This window comes from Planococcus sp. FY231025, from assembly GCF_052078085.1.
Classification (GTDB): domain Bacteria; phylum Bacillota; class Bacilli; order Bacillales_A; family Planococcaceae; genus Planococcus.
In genome coordinates this window covers 68,068-86,756 of sequence record NZ_JBQJJG010000008.1, presented here as the reverse complement: position 1 = coordinate 86,756, position 18,689 = coordinate 68,068, and the positions used below count along the sequence as shown (strand labels likewise).

15 protein-coding genes are annotated in these 18,689 nt (G+C 50.3%); all 15 read right to left on the bottom strand.

Translation table 11 applies throughout. The annotated features are described in order from the left end of the window. Nucleotides 1-63 precede the first annotated feature (63 nt). Nucleotides 64-1,023 carry an ABC transporter permease gene (locus ACTL32_RS12105; protein WP_441341722.1) on the bottom strand — a complete coding sequence of 320 codons (960 nt, stop codon included), beginning with the start codon at nt 1,021-1,023 and terminating at the stop codon, nt 64-66. A gap of 1 nt (nt 1,024) precedes the next feature. Then, on the bottom strand, nt 1,025-2,071 hold the full coding sequence (locus tag ACTL32_RS12100) for an ABC transporter permease (protein ID WP_441341721.1): 1,047 nt from the start codon (nt 2,069-2,071) through the stop codon (nt 1,025-1,027). Continuing rightward, on the bottom strand, nt 2,061-3,626 hold the full coding sequence (locus ACTL32_RS12095) for an ABC transporter ATP-binding protein (protein WP_441341720.1): 1,566 nt from the start codon (nt 3,624-3,626) through the stop codon (nt 2,061-2,063). Before ACTL32_RS12095 ends, ACTL32_RS12100 begins: the two co-directional genes overlap by 11 nt. A gap of 181 nt (nt 3,627-3,807) precedes the next feature. Next, on the bottom strand, nt 3,808-4,887 hold the full coding sequence (locus tag ACTL32_RS12090) for a BMP family lipoprotein (RefSeq protein ID WP_441341719.1): 1,080 nt from the start codon (nt 4,885-4,887) through the stop codon (nt 3,808-3,810). A 48-nt stretch (nt 4,888-4,935) separates the two neighbouring features. Continuing rightward, the gene (locus ACTL32_RS12085; protein WP_441341718.1) at nt 4,936-5,664 is read right to left on the bottom strand and encodes a GntR family transcriptional regulator; all 729 of its coding nucleotides are present in this window, start codon (nt 5,662-5,664) and stop codon (nt 4,936-4,938) included. A 175-nt stretch (nt 5,665-5,839) separates the two neighbouring features. Then, a complete protein-coding gene (locus tag ACTL32_RS12080) occupies nt 5,840-8,110 on the bottom strand; it encodes a DNA translocase FtsK (protein WP_441341978.1) in 2,271 nt (756 codons plus the stop codon). Further along, on the bottom strand, nt 8,091-8,243 hold the full coding sequence (locus ACTL32_RS12075; protein ID WP_441341985.1) for a hypothetical protein: 153 nt from the start codon (nt 8,241-8,243) through the stop codon (nt 8,091-8,093). Before ACTL32_RS12075 ends, ACTL32_RS12080 begins: the two co-directional genes overlap by 20 nt. Before the next feature lie 10 nt (nt 8,244-8,253). Then, on the bottom strand, nt 8,254-9,921 hold the full coding sequence (locus tag ACTL32_RS12070; RefSeq protein WP_204892477.1) for a ribonuclease J: 1,668 nt from the start codon (nt 9,919-9,921) through the stop codon (nt 8,254-8,256). A 126-nt stretch (nt 9,922-10,047) separates the two neighbouring features. Further along, the gene (locus ACTL32_RS12065; protein ID WP_441341717.1) at nt 10,048-11,085 is read right to left on the bottom strand and encodes an aspartate-semialdehyde dehydrogenase; all 1,038 of its coding nucleotides are present in this window, start codon (nt 11,083-11,085) and stop codon (nt 10,048-10,050) included. 203 nt (nt 11,086-11,288) lie between these two features. Further along, complete coding sequence (locus ACTL32_RS12060) at nt 11,289-12,512, bottom strand: M16 family metallopeptidase (protein WP_441341716.1); 1,224 nt, start codon at nt 12,510-12,512, stop codon at nt 11,289-11,291. 416 nt (nt 12,513-12,928) lie between these two features. Beyond that, the gene (gene pnp / locus ACTL32_RS12055; protein WP_441341715.1) at nt 12,929-15,043 is read right to left on the bottom strand and encodes a polyribonucleotide nucleotidyltransferase; all 2,115 of its coding nucleotides are present in this window, start codon (nt 15,041-15,043) and stop codon (nt 12,929-12,931) included. Nucleotides 15,044-15,191: 148 nt separating this feature from the next. Continuing rightward, complete coding sequence (gene rpsO / locus ACTL32_RS12050; protein ID WP_204892481.1) at nt 15,192-15,461, bottom strand: 30S ribosomal protein S15; 270 nt, start codon at nt 15,459-15,461, stop codon at nt 15,192-15,194. 897 nt (nt 15,462-16,358) lie between these two features. Next, nucleotides 16,359-17,321, bottom strand: coding sequence for a bifunctional riboflavin kinase/FAD synthetase (locus ACTL32_RS12045; protein WP_441341714.1), 963 nt, complete (start codon nt 17,319-17,321; stop codon nt 16,359-16,361). A 1-nt stretch (nt 17,322) separates the two neighbouring features. Continuing rightward, the gene (gene truB / locus ACTL32_RS12040) at nt 17,323-18,252 is read right to left on the bottom strand and encodes a tRNA pseudouridine(55) synthase TruB (RefSeq protein WP_441341713.1); all 930 of its coding nucleotides are present in this window, start codon (nt 18,250-18,252) and stop codon (nt 17,323-17,325) included. Between the two features lie 76 nt (nt 18,253-18,328). Further along, nucleotides 18,329-18,682 (bottom strand): 30S ribosome-binding factor RbfA, encoded by a 354-nt coding sequence (gene rbfA, locus ACTL32_RS12035; RefSeq protein WP_204892483.1) that lies wholly within the window; start codon nt 18,680-18,682, stop codon nt 18,329-18,331. Nucleotides 18,683-18,689: the final 7 nt, after the last annotated feature.

Below are 18,689 nucleotides of genomic sequence, written 5' to 3'. Positions count from 1 at the left end.
AAATAAAAACAGGCGCACTCTGCAATTGCGAGTGCGCCTGTTCCGGTATAAAAATTGCAGCGTTTAGCGCTGGCCTTTGATGTATGGGACACCGTTTGCTTTTGGCGCATTGGCACGGCCGATGAATCCGGCTAAAGCAAGGATGGTCAATACATATGGAAGGATCAGCAGGAACACGCTCGGGATGTCCTTGATATACGGAATGGACGGCCCAACGATGCTCAACGATTGGGCGAGGCCGAAGAACAAGGCCGCTCCCATGGCGCCGAGCGGATGCCATTTCCCGAAGATCATGGCAGCCAAGGCCATAAAGCCCTGGCCATTGATCGTCGCGTGGCCGAAATCGCCGGAAATCGTCTGAGCGTAGATGGCGCCCCCGATTCCCGCAAGAGCCCCAGAAATCATAACCGCGATGTAGCGCATTCTAGAAACATTGATTCCCATCGTATCTGCTGCCATCGGATGCTCCCCGACTGAACGGAGGCGCAGGCCGAACGGCGTTTTGTAAATAACAAACCATGCGATAAAGGCAACTGCAATCGCCAGGATGGATGTGTTGTACATTTTTTCGAAGAACATCGGACCGATGACCGGAATATCCGACAAGATCGGCACGTTGTAGCGCGGGAAGCGCTCCGTGATAAAGTCCGTCTGCCCTTTGTCGAAGATCTTTTTGACCAGGTACAAGGACAATGCGATGGCAAGCAAGTTGATCGCCACACCGGAGACAACCTGGTCTGCACGGAACGAAATCGACGCCACTGCGTGGACAAGCGACAACAGAAGCGCAGCAACCATGGCAGCAATCAATGCCAGCCAAGGAGTCGCATTGCCGAATGTGTCGGCGAACAGCAAGTTGAACAGGATGCCGACGAATGCACCGATGACCATCAACCCTTCAAGGCCGATATTGACGACACCCGAACGTTCCGAGAAAACGCCACCGATCGCTGTGAAAATTAACGGTGCCGCATAGAAAATGGCTGAAGGAATGATGAAATACAAAACTTCCAAGAAACTCATATTACTTCGCCTCCTTCTTTTTAGCCGCTCGCAGCAGGAATAGGCGGATGATATAACCTGAAGCTACGAAGAAAATGATAACTGCAATAACGATTTCTACAATTTCCAGCGGGATTCCGGCAGCATTCGGCATATTCAAAGCGCCGTATTTCAATGAGCCGAATAAAGTAGCGCCGAAGATGACGCCAAGCGGCGTGTTCATGCCAAGCAGCGCGACCGCAATTCCGTCAAATCCAATGCCTGTAAATCCGCCTTTGGAGGACACGTATTCAAACGTTCCAAGTGCTTCCATCGCACCTGCCAAACCGGCGAATGCACCGGAAATGACCATGGCGAGAATGACGTTTTTGTTGACGTTCATCCCTGCATATTCGGAAGCGTTCGAGTTGAAGCCGACCGCTTTCAATTCAAAGCCTAATGTCGTCTTCTCCAGGATGAACCACATGACGGCAACCATTGCGAGTGCAATCAAAATTCCATAATGGAGACGTGAAAAGTCCGTCAGGTTCTGGAAGAATTCCGAGCGGAGCGATGCACTCAAGAAAATCGATTCGGTTCTGTCGCCGCCGTCAGAGACGGTTTTGATCAATGCATTTGTTGTGTGGAGCGCGATATAGTTCATCATGATCGTGACGATTACTTCATGGACATGGAATTTCGCTTTCAAAAGCCCTGGCACGAAGCCCCAGAGAGCTCCGGCTGCAGCCGCTGCCAAAATCGCCAGCGGCAAATGGATGATTTTCGGCAATTCGACGGCAACGCCCACGTAGGCAGCCGCAAACCAGCCGACGATCAGCTGTCCTTCTACACCGATATTGAACAAGCCCGAGCGGAAAGCGAATGCTACGGCAAGGCCGGCCAAAATATACGGAGTGATCTGGCGGATTGTTTCACCGATTGTGTAAAGGTCACCGAAAATCCCGTTCCATAGCGCCGTGTATCCGACTACCGGATTATAGCCTGAAACCAGCATGACAATTGCGCCGACGAGCAGCCCTAAGATTACCGAGATGACGGGGACCAGAAGATTTGTAGCTCTAATTGACATGCTGATCCTCACCTTCTTTCTTTGAATCGTTGCGGCCTCCATGAGATTTGGCAGAATGGCCTGCCATCAAGAGCCCTAGTTCCTGTTCCGTTGTCTCTTCCGGAACCACGACGTCGACGATTTCGCCATCGTGGATAACCGCGATGCGGTCCGAAACGTTCATGACCTCATCCAGTTCAAATGAAATAAGTAATACGGCTTTGCCGTTGTCACGCTGTTCGATCAAACGGCTGTGGATGAATTCAATTGCACCAACATCGAGGCCCCGAGTCGGCAATGCCGCAATCAGCAAATCAGGATCGCGGTCAACTTCCCGGCCGATGATCGCTTTCTGCTGGTTCCCGCCTGACAAAGCGCGTGCAGGGGTATGCGGCCCCTGCGTTCGGACATCAAAATCCTTGATGATCTGCAACGCTTTCTCGTCAATTTTCTTGTAATCGATGATGCCGCCTTTAGAGATCGGCGTCTTGTAATACGTCTGCAGTGAAATATTATGGCCGATCGGGAAATCCAGCACCAAGCCGTGGCGGTGTCTGTCCTGCGGTATATGGCCGATGCCCGCTTCGGTGACTTTGCGCGGCTTCAAGCCGGTGATGTCTTTGCCATCCAGCGAAATGGTGCCGCTTTTCACTTTGCGGAGGCCTGTAATCGCCTCGATCAATTCGCTTTGTCCGTTCCCGTCGATTCCGGCGATCCCGACAATTTCACCTTTGCGGACAGTCAAGTTCAAACGTTTCACTTTCTCGATGCCCCGGTAATCTTCGACTACGAGGTCCTTGATGGACAATGCATCCTCGGTAGGATGCGCCGGCCCTTTGACCGTCGTGAATTCGACTTGGCGGCCGACCATCAACGAGGCAAGCTCTGCAGGATTTGTTTCAGCAGTGGTGACGGTGCCGATCCCCTGCCCTTTACGGATGACCGTAACTCGGTCCGAAACGTCCATGATTTCTTTCAATTTATGCGTGATCAAAATGATCGATTTGCCTTCGGCAATCAATCGTTTCATGATCTGGATCAATTCCACAATTTCCTGTGGCGTCAACGACGCAGTCGGCTCATCGAAAATAAGGATTTCCGCTCCGCGGTAAAGCGTTTTCAAAATTTCCACACGCTGCTGCATCCCGACGGAGATATCTTCGATCAAAGCATGCGGATCCACGTTCAGCCCGTATTGTTCAGATACCTCTTGTACCCGTTTCGCTGCATCTTTTTTATTGGTAATGCCGTATTTGGTCGGTTCACTGCCTAAAATGATGTTTTCGGTAACGGTGAAGTTCTCGACCAGCATGAAATGCTGATGGACCATCCCGATTCCCAGCTCATTGGCGATATTCGGGTTAGCGATATCGACCTTTTCGCCGCGCACTCGGATTTCGCCGCCTTCAGGCTGGTACAATCCGAAAAGCACGTTCATCAATGTCGATTTCCCGGCTCCGTTTTCGCCAAGCAATGCGTGAATTTCGCCTTTTTTCAATTGAAGCGTAATATTATCGTTGGCGACGAATGAACCGAATTCTTTCCGGATATTGAGCATTTCAATAACATGTTCCATTGTTCTCACTCCCTCGAAAACTGGTGGCTTATTTTTAGATAAATCAACTTTGCATCACGTGGAAAATTGATACAGGAAAGGCTTCCATTACAAAAGCCTTTCGTCTATCAATCCTTTTTTGAGCAAAAAAAATCATAAAGACCGGTTGAACCGGTCTTTATGATGACCGTACAGACTGAATTTATTCTGACAACGTTTCTGGAACTGTAATTTCGCCGCTTGCGATTTTCTCTTTGAATTCTTCGATTTTAGCCATTTTATCTTCTGGAATCGCTCCGCGGGAATCCGCAAGGCCGACGCCATCATCAGCTAGACCGTAAGTAGTCGTTTCGCCGCCTGGGAAGTTGCCTTCTTTGGCCTTGTTCGAGATATCCATAACAGCCTGATCAACGCGCTTAAGAACTGAAGTCAAGGTAACATTCGCATCTCCGACTTTTCCTTCATCGTATTGGTCAGCATCTACGCCGATAACCCATACGTTCGCATCCGGATCAGCTTCTTTGCGTTCCTTGGCTTCGGTGAATACACCGTTACCAGTTCCGCCAGCTGCGTGGAAAACGATATCTGCGCCTGAATCGTACATAAGGGCAGCCGTTGATTTACCTAATTCCGCTTTATCAAAAGCACCTGTGTACTGGGAATCAACAACGATTGATTCGTCTACTGCTTTAACGCCTTCTTTGAATCCGGCTTCAAAACGTTCGATTACAGGAATGTCCATACCGCCGACAAATCCAACTTTTTTCGTTTCAGTCATCAAAGCAGCTGCAACGCCTGCAAGGTAAGCTCCTTCTTGCTCTTTGAACAATACGCTTGCTACGTTCGGTGCATCAACAACTGCATCGATGATCCCGATTTGAGCGTCCGGCTGCTGTTCAGCGATTTCCTTAACCGCGCCTTCCATCAAGAACCCGATTCCGAATACGACATCAAAGTCGCGGCGGATCAAGTTGTTCAAGTTCGTGTTGTAATCAGCGTCAGATCCGGACTGAAGGTAATCGATGCCGCCATCGCCTTTTTCAAGGCCATTTTCTTCACCGAAAGTCTGCAAACCTTCCCAAGCTGATTGGTTGAACGATTTATCATCCACACCGCCGACATCTGTAACCATCGCAACTGAGAAGTCGCCTTTTTCTTCTGTAGCGCCATCTCCGCCGCCAGAACCGCCAGTTGAAGTTTCTTCTTCACTGCCGCATGCTGCAAGCATCGTGCTGGCTGCAAGCATTACTGAAAGGCCTAAAGCAAATTTACGTTTAATCAATGTGATAACCCCCAAGGTAATTTTTGATAGTAGCAGGAATTTGCCGTTTTACACACGTTTTCGAACTACATGGAAACTGAATTTATCAGCCCGGAAGTAGTTCTTTGAATAAAGGACCATTCGATCGTCTTCATCGTAATGGTACTGTTTTAATTCGAGTAGAGCAGTTTCCGGATCGCATTCCAATATCGGCGACGCTTCATCGTGGTACCCGATCGGATCAATGAACGTGACCGCATATGAAATCCGAACAGCTCCGGATTCTTCTATTGCGGAGAAGATGGAACTTTCTTTGCGTCCGAGGAAATCGGCCGGCAAGTACTTTGACGGCACCTTGTCGATGCAATAGACGACAGGTTCGCCATTGGCCGTGCGGACGCGTTCAATAACGATAATAGCTTCATCGGCATCGCAATGAAAGCGTTTTATATCATCCTCAGAAGGAGGAGCCTCGTTCGTGCTCAAGTAAATGGCACCGGGCTCCATGCCTGCTTGGCGGATCATGTCCGAAACACTCGTCAATTGCTCTATCCCCGATGAGAATACCGGCTTTGCATTGACGAACGTCCCGACGCCATGGCGCCTCACGATGATATTATCCTCTTCCAACAGCCGCAGCGCTTCTCTTAGAGTGGCGCGGCTGACTCCAAGTGTCTTGGCTAATTCGAATTCGGATGGCAGCTTCTCTTTCTCTTTGTACAATCCGGCAGCGATATCCTGCTTCATTCGGTCAATCACTTGAAGATACAATGCGCGATGATCCGCTTTAATTGTCATACGATTCACCACCAATGACAGAGATCAGACATCTGATGTAAAACATTCCTACTAATCAAAATTACTATAACATTAATTTTAAATGAAATAAATAGTCTTTTGTCGAATTTCGCGATTTTTCATTTCAAACATTACATTTCCTGTAATCAATTTGACATAAAAAAAGCAGAAAGACTTAATAGTCTTCCTGCTTTGGAACTAAAACTGTGCGGGGTTTACTGCCTTCATAAGGCCCTACGACCCCCCTCTGCTCCATTTGGTCTATGATGCGCGCCGCTCGCGAGTAGCCGACGCGGAACCGCCGCTGGAGCATCGAGACGGAGGCTGTCTGCATCTCGGAGACAAGCTGGACGGCTTCGTCGTAAATTTCGTCCGTTTCGTCGTCGATCGCATTTTCTTCCACTTCCGTCGGGATCATATCTTCCTGGTATTGCGCCTTCTGTTGTTCAATTGCAAAATCCACGACTTTTTCCACTTCCTGATCGGACAGGAACGCGCCTTGGACCCGTACCGGCTTGGATTGGCCGGCTCCGAGGAACAGCATATCGCCGCGGCCGAGCAGTTTTTCTGCTCCGCCCATGTCCAGGATAGTACGGGAATCGATGGCCGAAGATACGGCAAAAGCGATCCGTGACGGAATGTTCGCTTTAATGACGCCCGTGATGACGTTGACGCTCGGGCGCTGGGTCGCGATGATCAAATGGATCCCTGCTGCCCGCGCCATTTGCGCAAGCCGCGTGATGGCGTCTTCCACTTCATTCGAAGCGACCATCATCAAGTCCGCCAGCTCATCGACAATGACGACGATGAACGGCAGCTTCGGATGCTTTTCTTCGTTTTCTTCATTAAAGATCCGGACATACTCGTTATACCCTTCGATATTGCGGGTGCCGGTATGCGAGAACAGTTCATAGCGCCGTTCCATTTCTGAAACAATTTTTTTCAATGCCTGCGCCGCTTTTCTCGGATCGGTGACAACCGGCGCGAGCAGATGCGGAATGCCGTTATAGACATTCAGCTCCACCATTTTCGGGTCGATCATCATCATCTTCACTTCATGGGGCTTCGCCCGCATGATGATGCTTGTGATGATGCCGTTGATGCAGACCGATTTCCCGCTTCCTGTGGATCCGGCTACAAGCAAATGCGGCATTTTGTTCAGCTGGGTCATGACAGCTTGCCCAGTAACATCCCGGCCTAGGCCGAACAAGAGCTTTTGTTCAGGTTTATTGTTCTCTTCCGACTCCAGAACTTCCCGCAAGGAAACGATCGCCACTTCGGAGTTCGGTACTTCGATGCCGATGGCGGATTTCCCGGGAATCGGGGCTTCGATCCGGATATCCCGGGCAGCGAGCGCCAAGGCCAAATCATCATGCAGTGCGACGATTTTACTGACTTTCACCCCGGTGTCCGGCAGCACTTCGTATTTGGTGACGGCCGGCCCCAGATGGACTTGCGTGACTTTGGCGCGGACGCCGAAGCTCTGGAAAGTCTTCTCGAGTTTTTTTGCGTTTTTCTGGATGCCGGAATATTCCCCGCTTTGGTCGCTATGCGGCGGCAATGTCAATAGATCCATCGGCGGCAACTGGTATTCTTCGTTCTCCAGCTCTTCTGCCGTGCTCATCAAAGGCACGTCCGCCAGATCGGCAGTGCCTGCATCTGGAACTTCTTCTGCCGGTTTCTCTTGCGGCGTTTCCATTTTCCGCGGCTTCACGTTTTCGGTGAATGCGGAAATGATCGGTTCTTCCGGCTGCATGGCAAAAACGGCCTCTTCCGGCATCTCGTCGTCCACTTCGTCATACTCAAAGGTATTATTCGCTTCCAGTACCTGTTCCGGCTGGGACTTCCGCCGCGGCGCAGCGATGCGCTTCGGTTTGTCCCGCTTGAACCGTTCCATCACCCCGCCCAGGACAGGGCGAAGGCTCGGCACTTTTTCAGCTAGATACGGCGCTGCTGTCTTGCCGGTCAAAATGATGGCGCCGATCGACAGGAGCAGAAGGGCGATAATCCAGGTGCCTGCCGTGTCGAATAGGACATGGAACATCGCATAAAGCCCGGCGCCTAATAATCCTCCGCCGCTCGCTGTATACGTCTGCCAGATGGAGCCGCTGACTTGGGTAGCCTTGATCGTTTCAGCCACCGCATTTCCGGTGGTGATCGGCAAAATTGAGCCTGCTGCCCAAATCAAATGGCAGATCAGCAAGACGCCCGTCAGCAAAAACAGCCCGCTTACGGCCAGTCGCGGCTTCGGCTTCGGCCAAGTCCGCTTGACCATCACATAGACGGCTAGCGCAGCCAGGACAACCGGCACCAATATCGCAAGATAGCCTGTGAACAATTCGGCTGTATTCATCAGGAATTTGCCGATGATGCCCAGCTGGAACGCCATCAGAACTGCCATGCCGATCATCAAGAGGCCGATCACTTCATACCAGATCATCGGCATCGGCTGCTTTTTTTTCGTAACCGGCTTTTTCTTTATCTTTTTCTTTGCCTGTGCCCGTGGCATGTAAATCCCTCGTTTCCTTAAAATTGAAAAAAGGATTTCCGCCGATAGATCGGTTTGGAAATCCTTTCACTTTGTCTCTCTTAATATTCCATAATAATCGGAATGATCATCGGACGGCGCTTGGTTTGCTGGAATAAATAAGAATTCAGTGTGTCGCGAATTTCCTGTTTGATATTATTCCATTCAAAAGCATCTTTGACGACGTACTTCTCGACGATTTTCCGGACCAATTGAGTGGATTCTTCCATCAGCTGTTCTGATTCGCGCACATAGACGAATCCGCGCGAAATCATTTCAGGTCCCGATGCGATTTTCTTTTCTTTGCGGTTCAGCGTCACAACGACGATGAAAATGCCGTCCTGCGACAGGAGCTTGCGGTCGCGGAGAACGATGTTTCCGACGTCTCCGATGCCGATGCCGTCGATCAATACGTTGCCTGCAGTGACACGGCCGCTCATGCGGACTTTCCCTGCTTTGTATTCAACGATATCGCCTTTGTCGGCAATGAAGATATCCGACTTGTGCATGCCGACTTGCTGGGCAAGTTTCGAGTGCCCAATTAACATCTTGTATTCGCCTTGGATCGGGATGAAATATTTCGGCTTCATCATGTTGAGCATCATTTTCAGGTCTTCCTGGCTGCCGTGTCCCGAAACGTGGACTTTCTTGTTCGAAGTCAGTACGTTTGCGCCGGCTTTCGCCAATTTGTTCATCGTCTGGAACATCGGGACTTCCATTCCAGGAGACGGAGTGAAAGTAATCAAAACGGTGTCCGTTTCTTTGATTTTCACGTCTTTATGCTGTTTGCGGACCATCTTGTCCAGTGCTTCAAGCGGTTCGCCCTGGTTGCCTGTGACAATGATGACGACTTCTTCGTCGCGGTATTGTTCAAGGTCCTTCAAGGAAATCACTGTATCTTCTTGGACAGTCAGATAACCCAACCGCAATCCCACTTCGTAGCTGCTTTCAAGGCTTCTGCCGGCTACAGCCACTTTTTTCCCTGTTTTCTGTGCCAGGTCGAATACTTGCTGGATCCGGATAAAGTTGGATGAATACAGCGATACCAAAATACGCCCTTCAGCGTTCAGAAAAGCGGAATGCAGGTGGTCATAGATGACCGTTTCAGACGTTGTGTAGCCCGGGCGTTCAGCTTCTGTCGAATCCGAAAGCAGGAACAGGACCCCGTCATCGCCAAGCTTCGCCATTTTCGAAATATCCGGGCGGTAGCTCCCTTTGGCGGATTGGTCGAATTTGAATTCCCCGGTATGGACAATCGCTCCTTCAGATGTATGGAAAGCGATTCCCAAGGCGTCCGGGATGCTATGTGTCGTATGGAAAAACGTCACGTGCGTCTTGTCGAAGTTCATGCGGCTTTTATTGGTCACTTCGAAGAATTTCACATGCTTCAGCGAGCCTTGCTCTTTGATATGCTCTTTCGCAAGCGCGATCGTCAGCTTCGAACCGTAGACAGGCGCCTGAATTTTCTTCATCAAGTAAGCGATCGAACCGATCGCGTCTTCATGGCCGTGCGTCAGGAAAATCCCTTTGACACGGTCTTTGTTTTCTTCAAGGAACGTCATGTCGGGAATGACGATATCAATGCCAAGCATTTCATCTTCCGGGAACATGAGTCCGCTGTCCACTACGAACAGGTCTTCATCAATTTCAATGACGTACATCGCTTTACCGACTTCGCCGACTCCGCCAAGCGGAATGATTCTAATAACTTCATTTTTAATTTTACTCAATTTATTTCCTCCTAAAATTTACCCGTACACATCCATAGACTCCATTATACGGGAATCCGGGTAAACAGTCCAAAGAAAAAAACAAACCGGCGCAACGGCCGGTCTGTTTCAGGGCTTGTTTCCATCTTAAATGATGTTTTGCTGGATCATTGATTCTGCAATCTGGACGGAATTGAGAGCGGCGCCCTTTACGAGGTTGTCGGAGACGACCCACATATGGAAGCCTCTCGGGTTGTCCAGGTCCTGGCGGATCCGGCCGACGAACACTTCATCCAGGCCGGCAGCCATCAATGGCATCGGATACACCTGGTTTGACGGATCGTCCATCAATTCCACGCCAGGCGCGTTGGCGATGGCCTGTTTGACTTCCTCTACTGTCGGCGCGGCTTCAAGTTCCACATAGACCGACTCCGAATGGCCGGTCACAACCGGCAACCGGACGCATGTCGCAGCGACAGCAAGTTTTTCGTCATGCATGATTTTCTTCGTTTCGTTGATCATTTTCATTTCTTCGAACGTGTAGCCGTTTTCCGTAAATTTATCGATTTGCGGAATCGCGTTGAAAGCGATTGGATAATGGCGTTCAGCGGATTTCACCGGCAGCATTTTGGCTTCGGCATCTTTTGCCTGGTCAAAGTCGGCTGCTGCCTGCTCCTTGAGCTCATTGATGGCTCCGACGCCGGCGCCTGAGACGGCCTGGTACGTCGAAACAACAATTTTTCCGAGCCCGAACTGGGCCTTCAGCGGCTGCAGTGCACAGACCATCTGGATGGTGGAGCAGTTCGGGTTCGCGATGATGCCGTTATGCTTCCCGATATCTTCCGGATTCACTTCCGGCACCACGAGCGGCACTTCTTCGTTCATGCGGAACGCACTTGTGTTGTCGATGACAACCGCACCACGCTTGACGGCTTCCGGGGCGAATTGCTCCGAAATGCTGCCGCCTGCACTGAATAGCGCGATATCCACGCCTTCAAACGATTCAGGCGTTGCTTCTTCCACTATATAAGTTTTCCCTTTGAATTCGATTTCCTGCCCTGCTGAACGGCTCGACGCCAAAAACTTGATGGTGCCCACCGGAAAGTCCCGCTTTTCAAGCTGCTCTTTCATTTGTTGTCCTACCGCGCCTGTGGCGCCCATAATTGCTACATTATATGATTTCAAACAACTCGCTCCTTCAAAGATGATTGGCGTAATTGTACCATAATTCACCGTGCTAGAGAAATGAATCAGCGGAAATTCTGTGGTTTTATGGCAACTTCCAAAGGGAATCCGGTTCGCCGCTCCTGGAAATTTCAGAAAGAAAGCCCGGCTTAAAGTTCAGCCGGGCTTTCTTGCGTTCCTATTTCAGTTTATGCCGCGGCCTGCTATTCCGCTTCTTCCTTGGAGCGGATAATGGAAATGGCCGGTTCGCCGGCAAACACTTCCGAAAGCGCCTCCACCCTTTCGAGGGAGACTTCGTCGATCCGTTTGAGGATGTCGTCATAGGAAGGATGTCTGCCAAGCAGCAGTTCGTTCTTGCCGTTGCGGTTCATCCGTGCGCTGGTGCTCTCGAGGCCGAGCATCATATTGCCTTTCAGCTGCTCTTTCGAGTCCGTCACTTCCTCGAGCGTTGGCCCGCTGTGGCGGATGCTCTGCAGCGAAGCGGCAATCACTTCCTGAAGCTCATCCATTTGCTCGTTCGCCGTGCCGCCGTAAATCGCCAGCGTCCCGTGGTCTGAATAAGCTGAATGGTAGGAGTAGACCGAATACGCCAAGCCCCGCTCTTCCCGGATTTCCTGGAACAGGCGGGATGACATCGATCCGCCGATGATGTTGTTGAGGACCGTGAAATTGAACAGGTCTGCGTGCTCGATCGACATTCCCGGATAGCCGAAGCTCAAATGGCCCTGTTCGGTGTCCTTGTTCTTGTAGGAGTAACCAGGCGTGAAGACAGGGAACTTGTAATTCTTCGCGGTCGTCGAGCGGCTGAACGTCCCGAAAAGCGCTTCGATTTTCCGGATCAATGCAGGCGTGATATGGCCGGCAACGGAAATGACCGTATTTTCCGGCGTATAATGGTGCGACATGAACGATTCAATTTTTTCGCGAGTAAAACTTTTCAGCGTGCTAACTGTCCCAAGGATCGGCGCACCCATCGAATGGTGCGGATACATGACGCGCCATAGCTGTTCCTGCACATCGTCATCGGGCATATCCTCGGTCATGCTGATTTCTTCCAAGACGACCTGTCGCTCTTTTTCAATCTCCGCTACATCCATCTTCGAATTGAAAAACATATCCGCCAAGACCTCTACGGCCAGCTCCGCATGATGGTCGAGTATCTTCGCATAATAGCACGTATATTCCTTTGAAGTATAGGCATTGATATCGCCCCCGATGCGGTCGAATTCCTGGGCGATTTTCTTAGCCGATCGCGTCTCGGTGCCTTTGAACAGCATGTGCTCGATAAAATGCGTAATGCCGTTTTCTTCCGGCGACTCATCGCGCGATCCTGCTTTAACGAATACCCCGACCGCTACAGATCGGAAATGGGGGATCGATTCGGAAACGATGCGAAGGCCGTTTGTGCATGTATATGTTTGAACCACTTCACATTCCTCCTATATATATTGAAATAAAGAATATTCATCACCGATATTATGCAAAACAGCTACATAAATCCCGTGTGTTCCTATCCCTGCAACGCTACGCTAGCTTCGGTGCATGAAAAACCGTCGCTGCGCTAGCTTCGGGACATAAAAAACCGTTGCAACGCTATGCGCTTCTTCGCAAATAAATCAGATAGCACTTCTAAAACGGATAAAGTTATTAGCTTTTAAAGAGCTATCCAGCGCCGGCGCGTCCACGGGCAAGGCGGAGCTATGAGACGGGTGTCTTTCCCGGCTCATGGCGTAAGCCATGCCCTAAGCGCCGAAGCGGCATATGATATGTTGACTTTCAAGCTCAACCTACATAATAAGAAAAAAATTGCCAACGTGAGCTGGCAATTTTAGATTGTTTGATTTTATTCAGCTGCTTTTTCTGCTGCTTCTTTTTCTTCCTTCAAAACGATCTTGCGGGAAAGGTTGACGCGCCCTTGGCGGTCGATTTCAATGACCTTTACTTTGACGACATCGTCAAGCTTCAGGACATCTTCCACTTCCTTCGTCCGTTCTTCCTGGATTTCAGAAATATGGAGAAGGCCGTCTTTGCCTGTGAACAACTCGACAAAGGCACCGAATTTCTCAATGCGCTTCACTTTGCCTTCGTAGTATTCGCCGACTTTCGCTTCGCGGACGATATTTTCGATCATCGCTTTCGCTTTCGCGTTCATTTCTTCGTTGACGGAAGAAATGAAGATCGTGCCGTCTTGCTCCGTATCGATCTTCACGCCGGTTTCATCAATGATTTTATTGATGACTTTACCGCCTGGCCCGATAACATCGCGGATTTTGTCCGGATTGATCTTGACCATGATGATTTTCGGCGCAAATTGAGATAGGTGAGTTCTTGGCTCAGCGATTGTCGCAAGCATGGATTCCAGGATGTGGATACGGCCCACTTGCGCTTGAGTCAACGCTTCGTCAAGGATTTCGCGTGACAGCCCTTCGATTTTAATATCCATCTGAAGTGCTGTAATGCCTTTTGCTGTTCCAGCTACTTTGAAGTCCATATCGCCAAGGTGGTCTTCCATGCCTTGGATATCCGAAAGGACAGTGTAGTTTTCGCCTTTTTTGACAAGGCCCATCGCAATACCGGCAACCGGCGCTGTGATCGGTACCCCGGCATCCATCATCGCAAGCGTGGATGCACAAATGCTCGCCTGTGAAGTGGAACCGTTCGATTCCAGAACTTCCGCTACCAGGCGGATTGTGTAAGGGAATTCTTTTTCGCTTGGCAGAACCGCTTCCAACGCGCGTTCTCCAAGTGCTCCGTGCCCGATTTCCCGGCGTCCGGGACCGCGGAGGAATCCGGTTTCACCGACCGAGAATAACGGGAAGTTGTAATGGTGCATGAAACGCTTGGACTCTTCGATGCCAAGGCCGTCGATGATCTGGACGTCGCCCAGTGCACCCAGCGTACAGATGCTCATTGCCTGTGTCTGGCCGCGTGTGAACAATCCCGAGCCGTGGGTACGGTTCAAGATGCCGACTTCAGAGGACAATGCACGGATTTCTGACGGCGTACGGCCATCCGGACGGATTTTTTCGTCCGTGATCAAACGGCGCACTTCGTCTTTTACCATCTTGTCGAGGATCTGGCCAGCCTGTTTTTTCACATCATCGTCGGAATCTTCGTAAGCAGCCATGACGCGCTCTTTGACAGCCGCAATCGCTTCGTTGCGTTCCTGCTTTTCGCTGATTTGGACAGATGCATTCAAGTCTGCTTCAACAGCGGATTTGATTTCTTCTGTTAGGATCGGATCCAATTCATACAATTTGATTTCGGTTTTTTCTTTGCCGACTTCAGCAGCAATCTCTTCCTGGAAGGCGATCAATTTCTTGATTTCTTCATGGCCGAACATGATCGCTTCTAGAATGACTTCTTCCGAAACCTCTTTCGCGCCTGCTTCCACCATGTTGATTGCATCTTTCGTACCGGCAACCGTCAAGTTGATCGAGCTCTTTTCCAATTGCTCGTTCGTCGGGTTGATGATGTATTCGCCATCGACCATACCGACAATCACGCCGGCAATCGGACCGCCGAATGGAATATCCGAGATCATCAATGCCAATGAAGAACCGAACATTGCAGCCATTTCTGACGGGCAGTCCTGGTCTACGGACATGACCATGGAAATAACCTGGACTTCATTGCGGAAACCGTCCGGGAATAGCGGGCGGATCGGGCGGTCGATCAAACGGCTGATCAACGTCGCTTTTTCAGACGGGCGCCCTTCGCGCTTGATAAAGCCGCCAGGGATTTTCCCTACAGCATATAGGCGCTCTTCATAATTGACTGTGAGCGGGAAGAAATCCAAGGATTTCGGGGTTTTAGAAGCTGTGGCAGTCGAAAGCACTGCTGTATCTCCGTAACGGATCAAAGCTGCTCCATTTGCCTGTTTTGCTAACTGACCGACTTCGACCTGCAATGTGCGGCCGGCCCAATCGAGTGTATAGACTTTTTTCGTTTGCTCCATAATCGAGCTCCTCTCTCTTACAATGTATAGACAGTTTTATGTATCCATTAATAGTAGTGTATCAAAAAAGCATTCTCTATGCGATTGGATGCTGAAACTTTTATCCATAAAGAAAAAGCGGGACGAATCCCGCTTTCACTGTTTGCTATTATCGGCGTAGGCCAAGTTTTGCGATTAACTCACGGTAGCGCTGTACATCGTTCTCGCGCAAGTATTTAAGCAAGTTACGACGGCGTCCAACCATTTTGAAAAGTCCACGACGTGAGTGGTGATCTTTCTTGTGGGTACGCAAGTGCTCGTTCAAGTTGTTGATTTCTTCTGTAAGAATGGCGATTTGAATATCTGCAGATCCAGTATCAGTATCGTGCACTTTGTATTCATTGATCAATTCATTTTTACGTTCTTGAGTGATTGCCATGCTGTTCCACCTCCTAATCTCTGATATCCCCAATTACCGAGCAAACGTTGGTGATTCGATTTGCCAAGCAACGGTTCGTACTTTTCAGTACTTGTAAATCATAGCATACGCCTTTTTCAAAATCAACAATCCGACTTAGATAAGTTGGAAGACGGCAAAATAAATAGGGGCTGCCGGAATTCCACCTCTTATACGAAGAGGTACAGCATTTAGCAGTTTGTCGAAAAACCTCTTTGAAGCTGATTAATGTATAGAAGAAAGTAGTTATGCCGCTTTAGGTAGAGCAAAGACGATTGCTCCTGCGCAAGCTCGTCGCAAAAGAGGTGCCCAAAAACTTTTGTGCACCTCTTTGGCTCACGCCATGAGCCGGGCAAGAACACCCGTCTTATAGCTCCGCCTAGCCCATGGGCGCGCCGGCGCTAGTGTCGTTCTTTAAAGCTGATAGTTTACTTATTTAGCAATACTATTTGAGATATGGAGCAAAACAGCGGAGAAAACCGTACTGCTCCTGTCCCTGCATTGCATCTGCATCGCTACGCTAGCTTCGGTGCATGAAAAACCGTCGCTGCGCTGGCTTCGGGACATGAAAAACCGTTGCAGTGCTGCGCACTTCGTCGCAAAGTACCGGCCAAATGCAGTTCGGCCGGTACTTGCCTGCGGGAAAGCGAGACAGCCGAGACCCCGCAGGGAATGGTGGAGCAAATTTTATTTGCTCCACCATTTGCGACGAAGCTAGCAAAGCAATGCAGGAGCACAAGGTTTTCGAAGCGACTGAGGAGGTTTAGACGCGAGCCCGCGGCCGAAACATATGCTCCTGCAGCGCTATGCGCTTCGCAGCTGTTTTGCGGAATATCGGTTTAGGGACAAGTATTATAAATCTTTCTCAACAATCTACAATTAGCCGGGCTGCTGGTTTTCAGCTTTGAAAAAACCGATGGCCTGCTCCTTATCCCGCTGAATCTGGGCTTTCAGTTCATCGATGCCTGAGAACTTCTGCTCGTCGCGGATGCGGGTGTGCCACTCGACATCGACTTTCTCGCCGTAGATCGACTTGTCAAAATCGAGGATGTGGACTTCAATGCTCAGCATCTTCTCGTCCGGGTTGTTGAACGTCGGCTTATAACCGATATTGCAGACGCCGTCGTATTGCTGTTCCTGCACTTGGATCCGGACGGCATAGACGCCCCGCCCCGGAACGAATGTACCGATTTCCGGTTCGACGTTGGCAGTAGGAAAGCCGATCGTCCGACCCCGTTTGTCGCCGTTCACCACAGTACCGGATATCCGGAAAGGGCGCCCGAGCAGGCGGCAAACCGTGCCGACTTCCCCCGCCTTCAGAAGGCTGCGGATGCGGGTGGAACTGATTTTCTCTTCGCCGTCTTCCTGTTTCGCAATGACGGTGACGCCGAACGAGCCTTCACTTTTTTCTTCCATCAATTCCATATTGCCCTGGCCTTTGCAGCCAAAGGAATAATCAAAGCCCGCCGTGACATGAACAACGCCCAAGTCCTTGATAAAGTGTTGGATAAACTGTTCCGGCGTCAGCTGTGCAAAATCGGAAGTGAAGCGGACGATGAAGCAGACGTCCACCCCCATCTCTTCGAGGATGTCCATCTTCTCCTGCATTGGAGTGATGTAGAAGACTTCCTCTTTCCTTCCGCCGAGCACCAAGGACGGGTGCGGATCGAACGTCATGACGGCAGAGCGCGCATCAAGCAGTCGGGCGCGATCGATCGCTTCCCGGATGACACGCTGATGCCCTTTATGTACGCCGTCGAAAAAGCCGAGCGCAAGCGAAATCGGTCCCAGCTCTTCCGAAGGTTTTATTTGGTTCGGGTAATTCAAATGAATGATTTTCATCTTACACCTCATCGATTGTCGGGAATCCGAACATTTTTTCCGGCTTCATCTTCTCCGCCTTTTCTGGATGCCGCTTGTAGACCGCTACAGGTTCACCGCCTACTGAAAAGACCATCATGTCATGCTCCTCGAGCACGGGATGGCGGTCCATCACTTGGCCGTTCTTCAGGGCGAACCAGTCTTCCTTGCCGGCTTCCGCTGAAGGGAACCCGCTCAAGCCATAGTCTAACGGTTTCAGAACCTTGCCGATATCTCCATTTTGGGCAAGTTCCGCCACTTCGGCAAGTGTTACGCAATCTTTTTTCGCAAATTTCCCGGATTCCGTCCGTGTCAGTTTTGACATATGCGCCGGATAGCCGAGGGCTTCCCCGATCTGCACAGCAAGCGTGCGGATGTATGTGCCTTTCCCGCACCGGATACGGATTGAGAACTTCAGCTCTGTTCCGCGCCATTCCTCTTCCTTGCTCAACAACTCGATCGAGTCGATCCGGACGGTCCGGGCCGGGCGCTCTACGGCAATTCCTTGGCGCGCGTATTCGTAGAGCTTTTTGCCGTTCACTTTCACCGCTGAATAAATCGGCGGAATCTGGGTGATTTCCCCTGTCAATCCTTTAAGCGCCTCTTGGAGCTCCGCCCTGGTCACGATTTTGTCGCGTTCGTCCCTGTCGACCACTTCCCCGGTCGCATCTTCCGTTTCCGTCGAAAAGCCGATGGTCACTTCCGCTTCGTAAGTCTTCCCCTGATCTGTGATGTATTCTGCCACTTTAGTGGCGCGTCCGATGCAGATCGGCAGCACGCCGTCCACTTCTGGATCCAGTGTGCCGGTGTGGCCCACTTTTTTGGTTTTCAGGATTTTTCTTAATTTAAATACGCAATCGTGGGAAGTCATGCCTTTTTCTTTCCATAACGGTAGTACACCGTTCAATTCCATGCAATTCAACTCCTGGCTTTTGATTTCCTGCGTAAAAAAGCCTGCTCATCTAATTGATTAGACAGCAGGCTGTGGATTATTGGTCTTCTTTCGGTTCTTTGATCTCGCGCAATAGGGAGTCGATCCGGTTGCCGTAAGCAACAGAGGAATCGAATTCGAACGACAATTCCGGCGTCTTGCGCAGTCGGATCCGCTGCCCGATTTCCGAACGGATAAATCCTTTTGACTTCGACAAGCCGAGCAAAGTCTGCTCTTTCACTTTATCATCGCCCAGCACACTGATGTATACCGTCGCCTGCTGAAGATCGCCTGTCACTTCAACATCCGTAACCGTTACAAAACCGATCCGCGGATCTTTCAGTTTCCGGCCGATGATATCGCTGAGTTCCTTTTTCATCTGCTCGCCTACACGATTAGAGCGCATAGTCATAATTCTT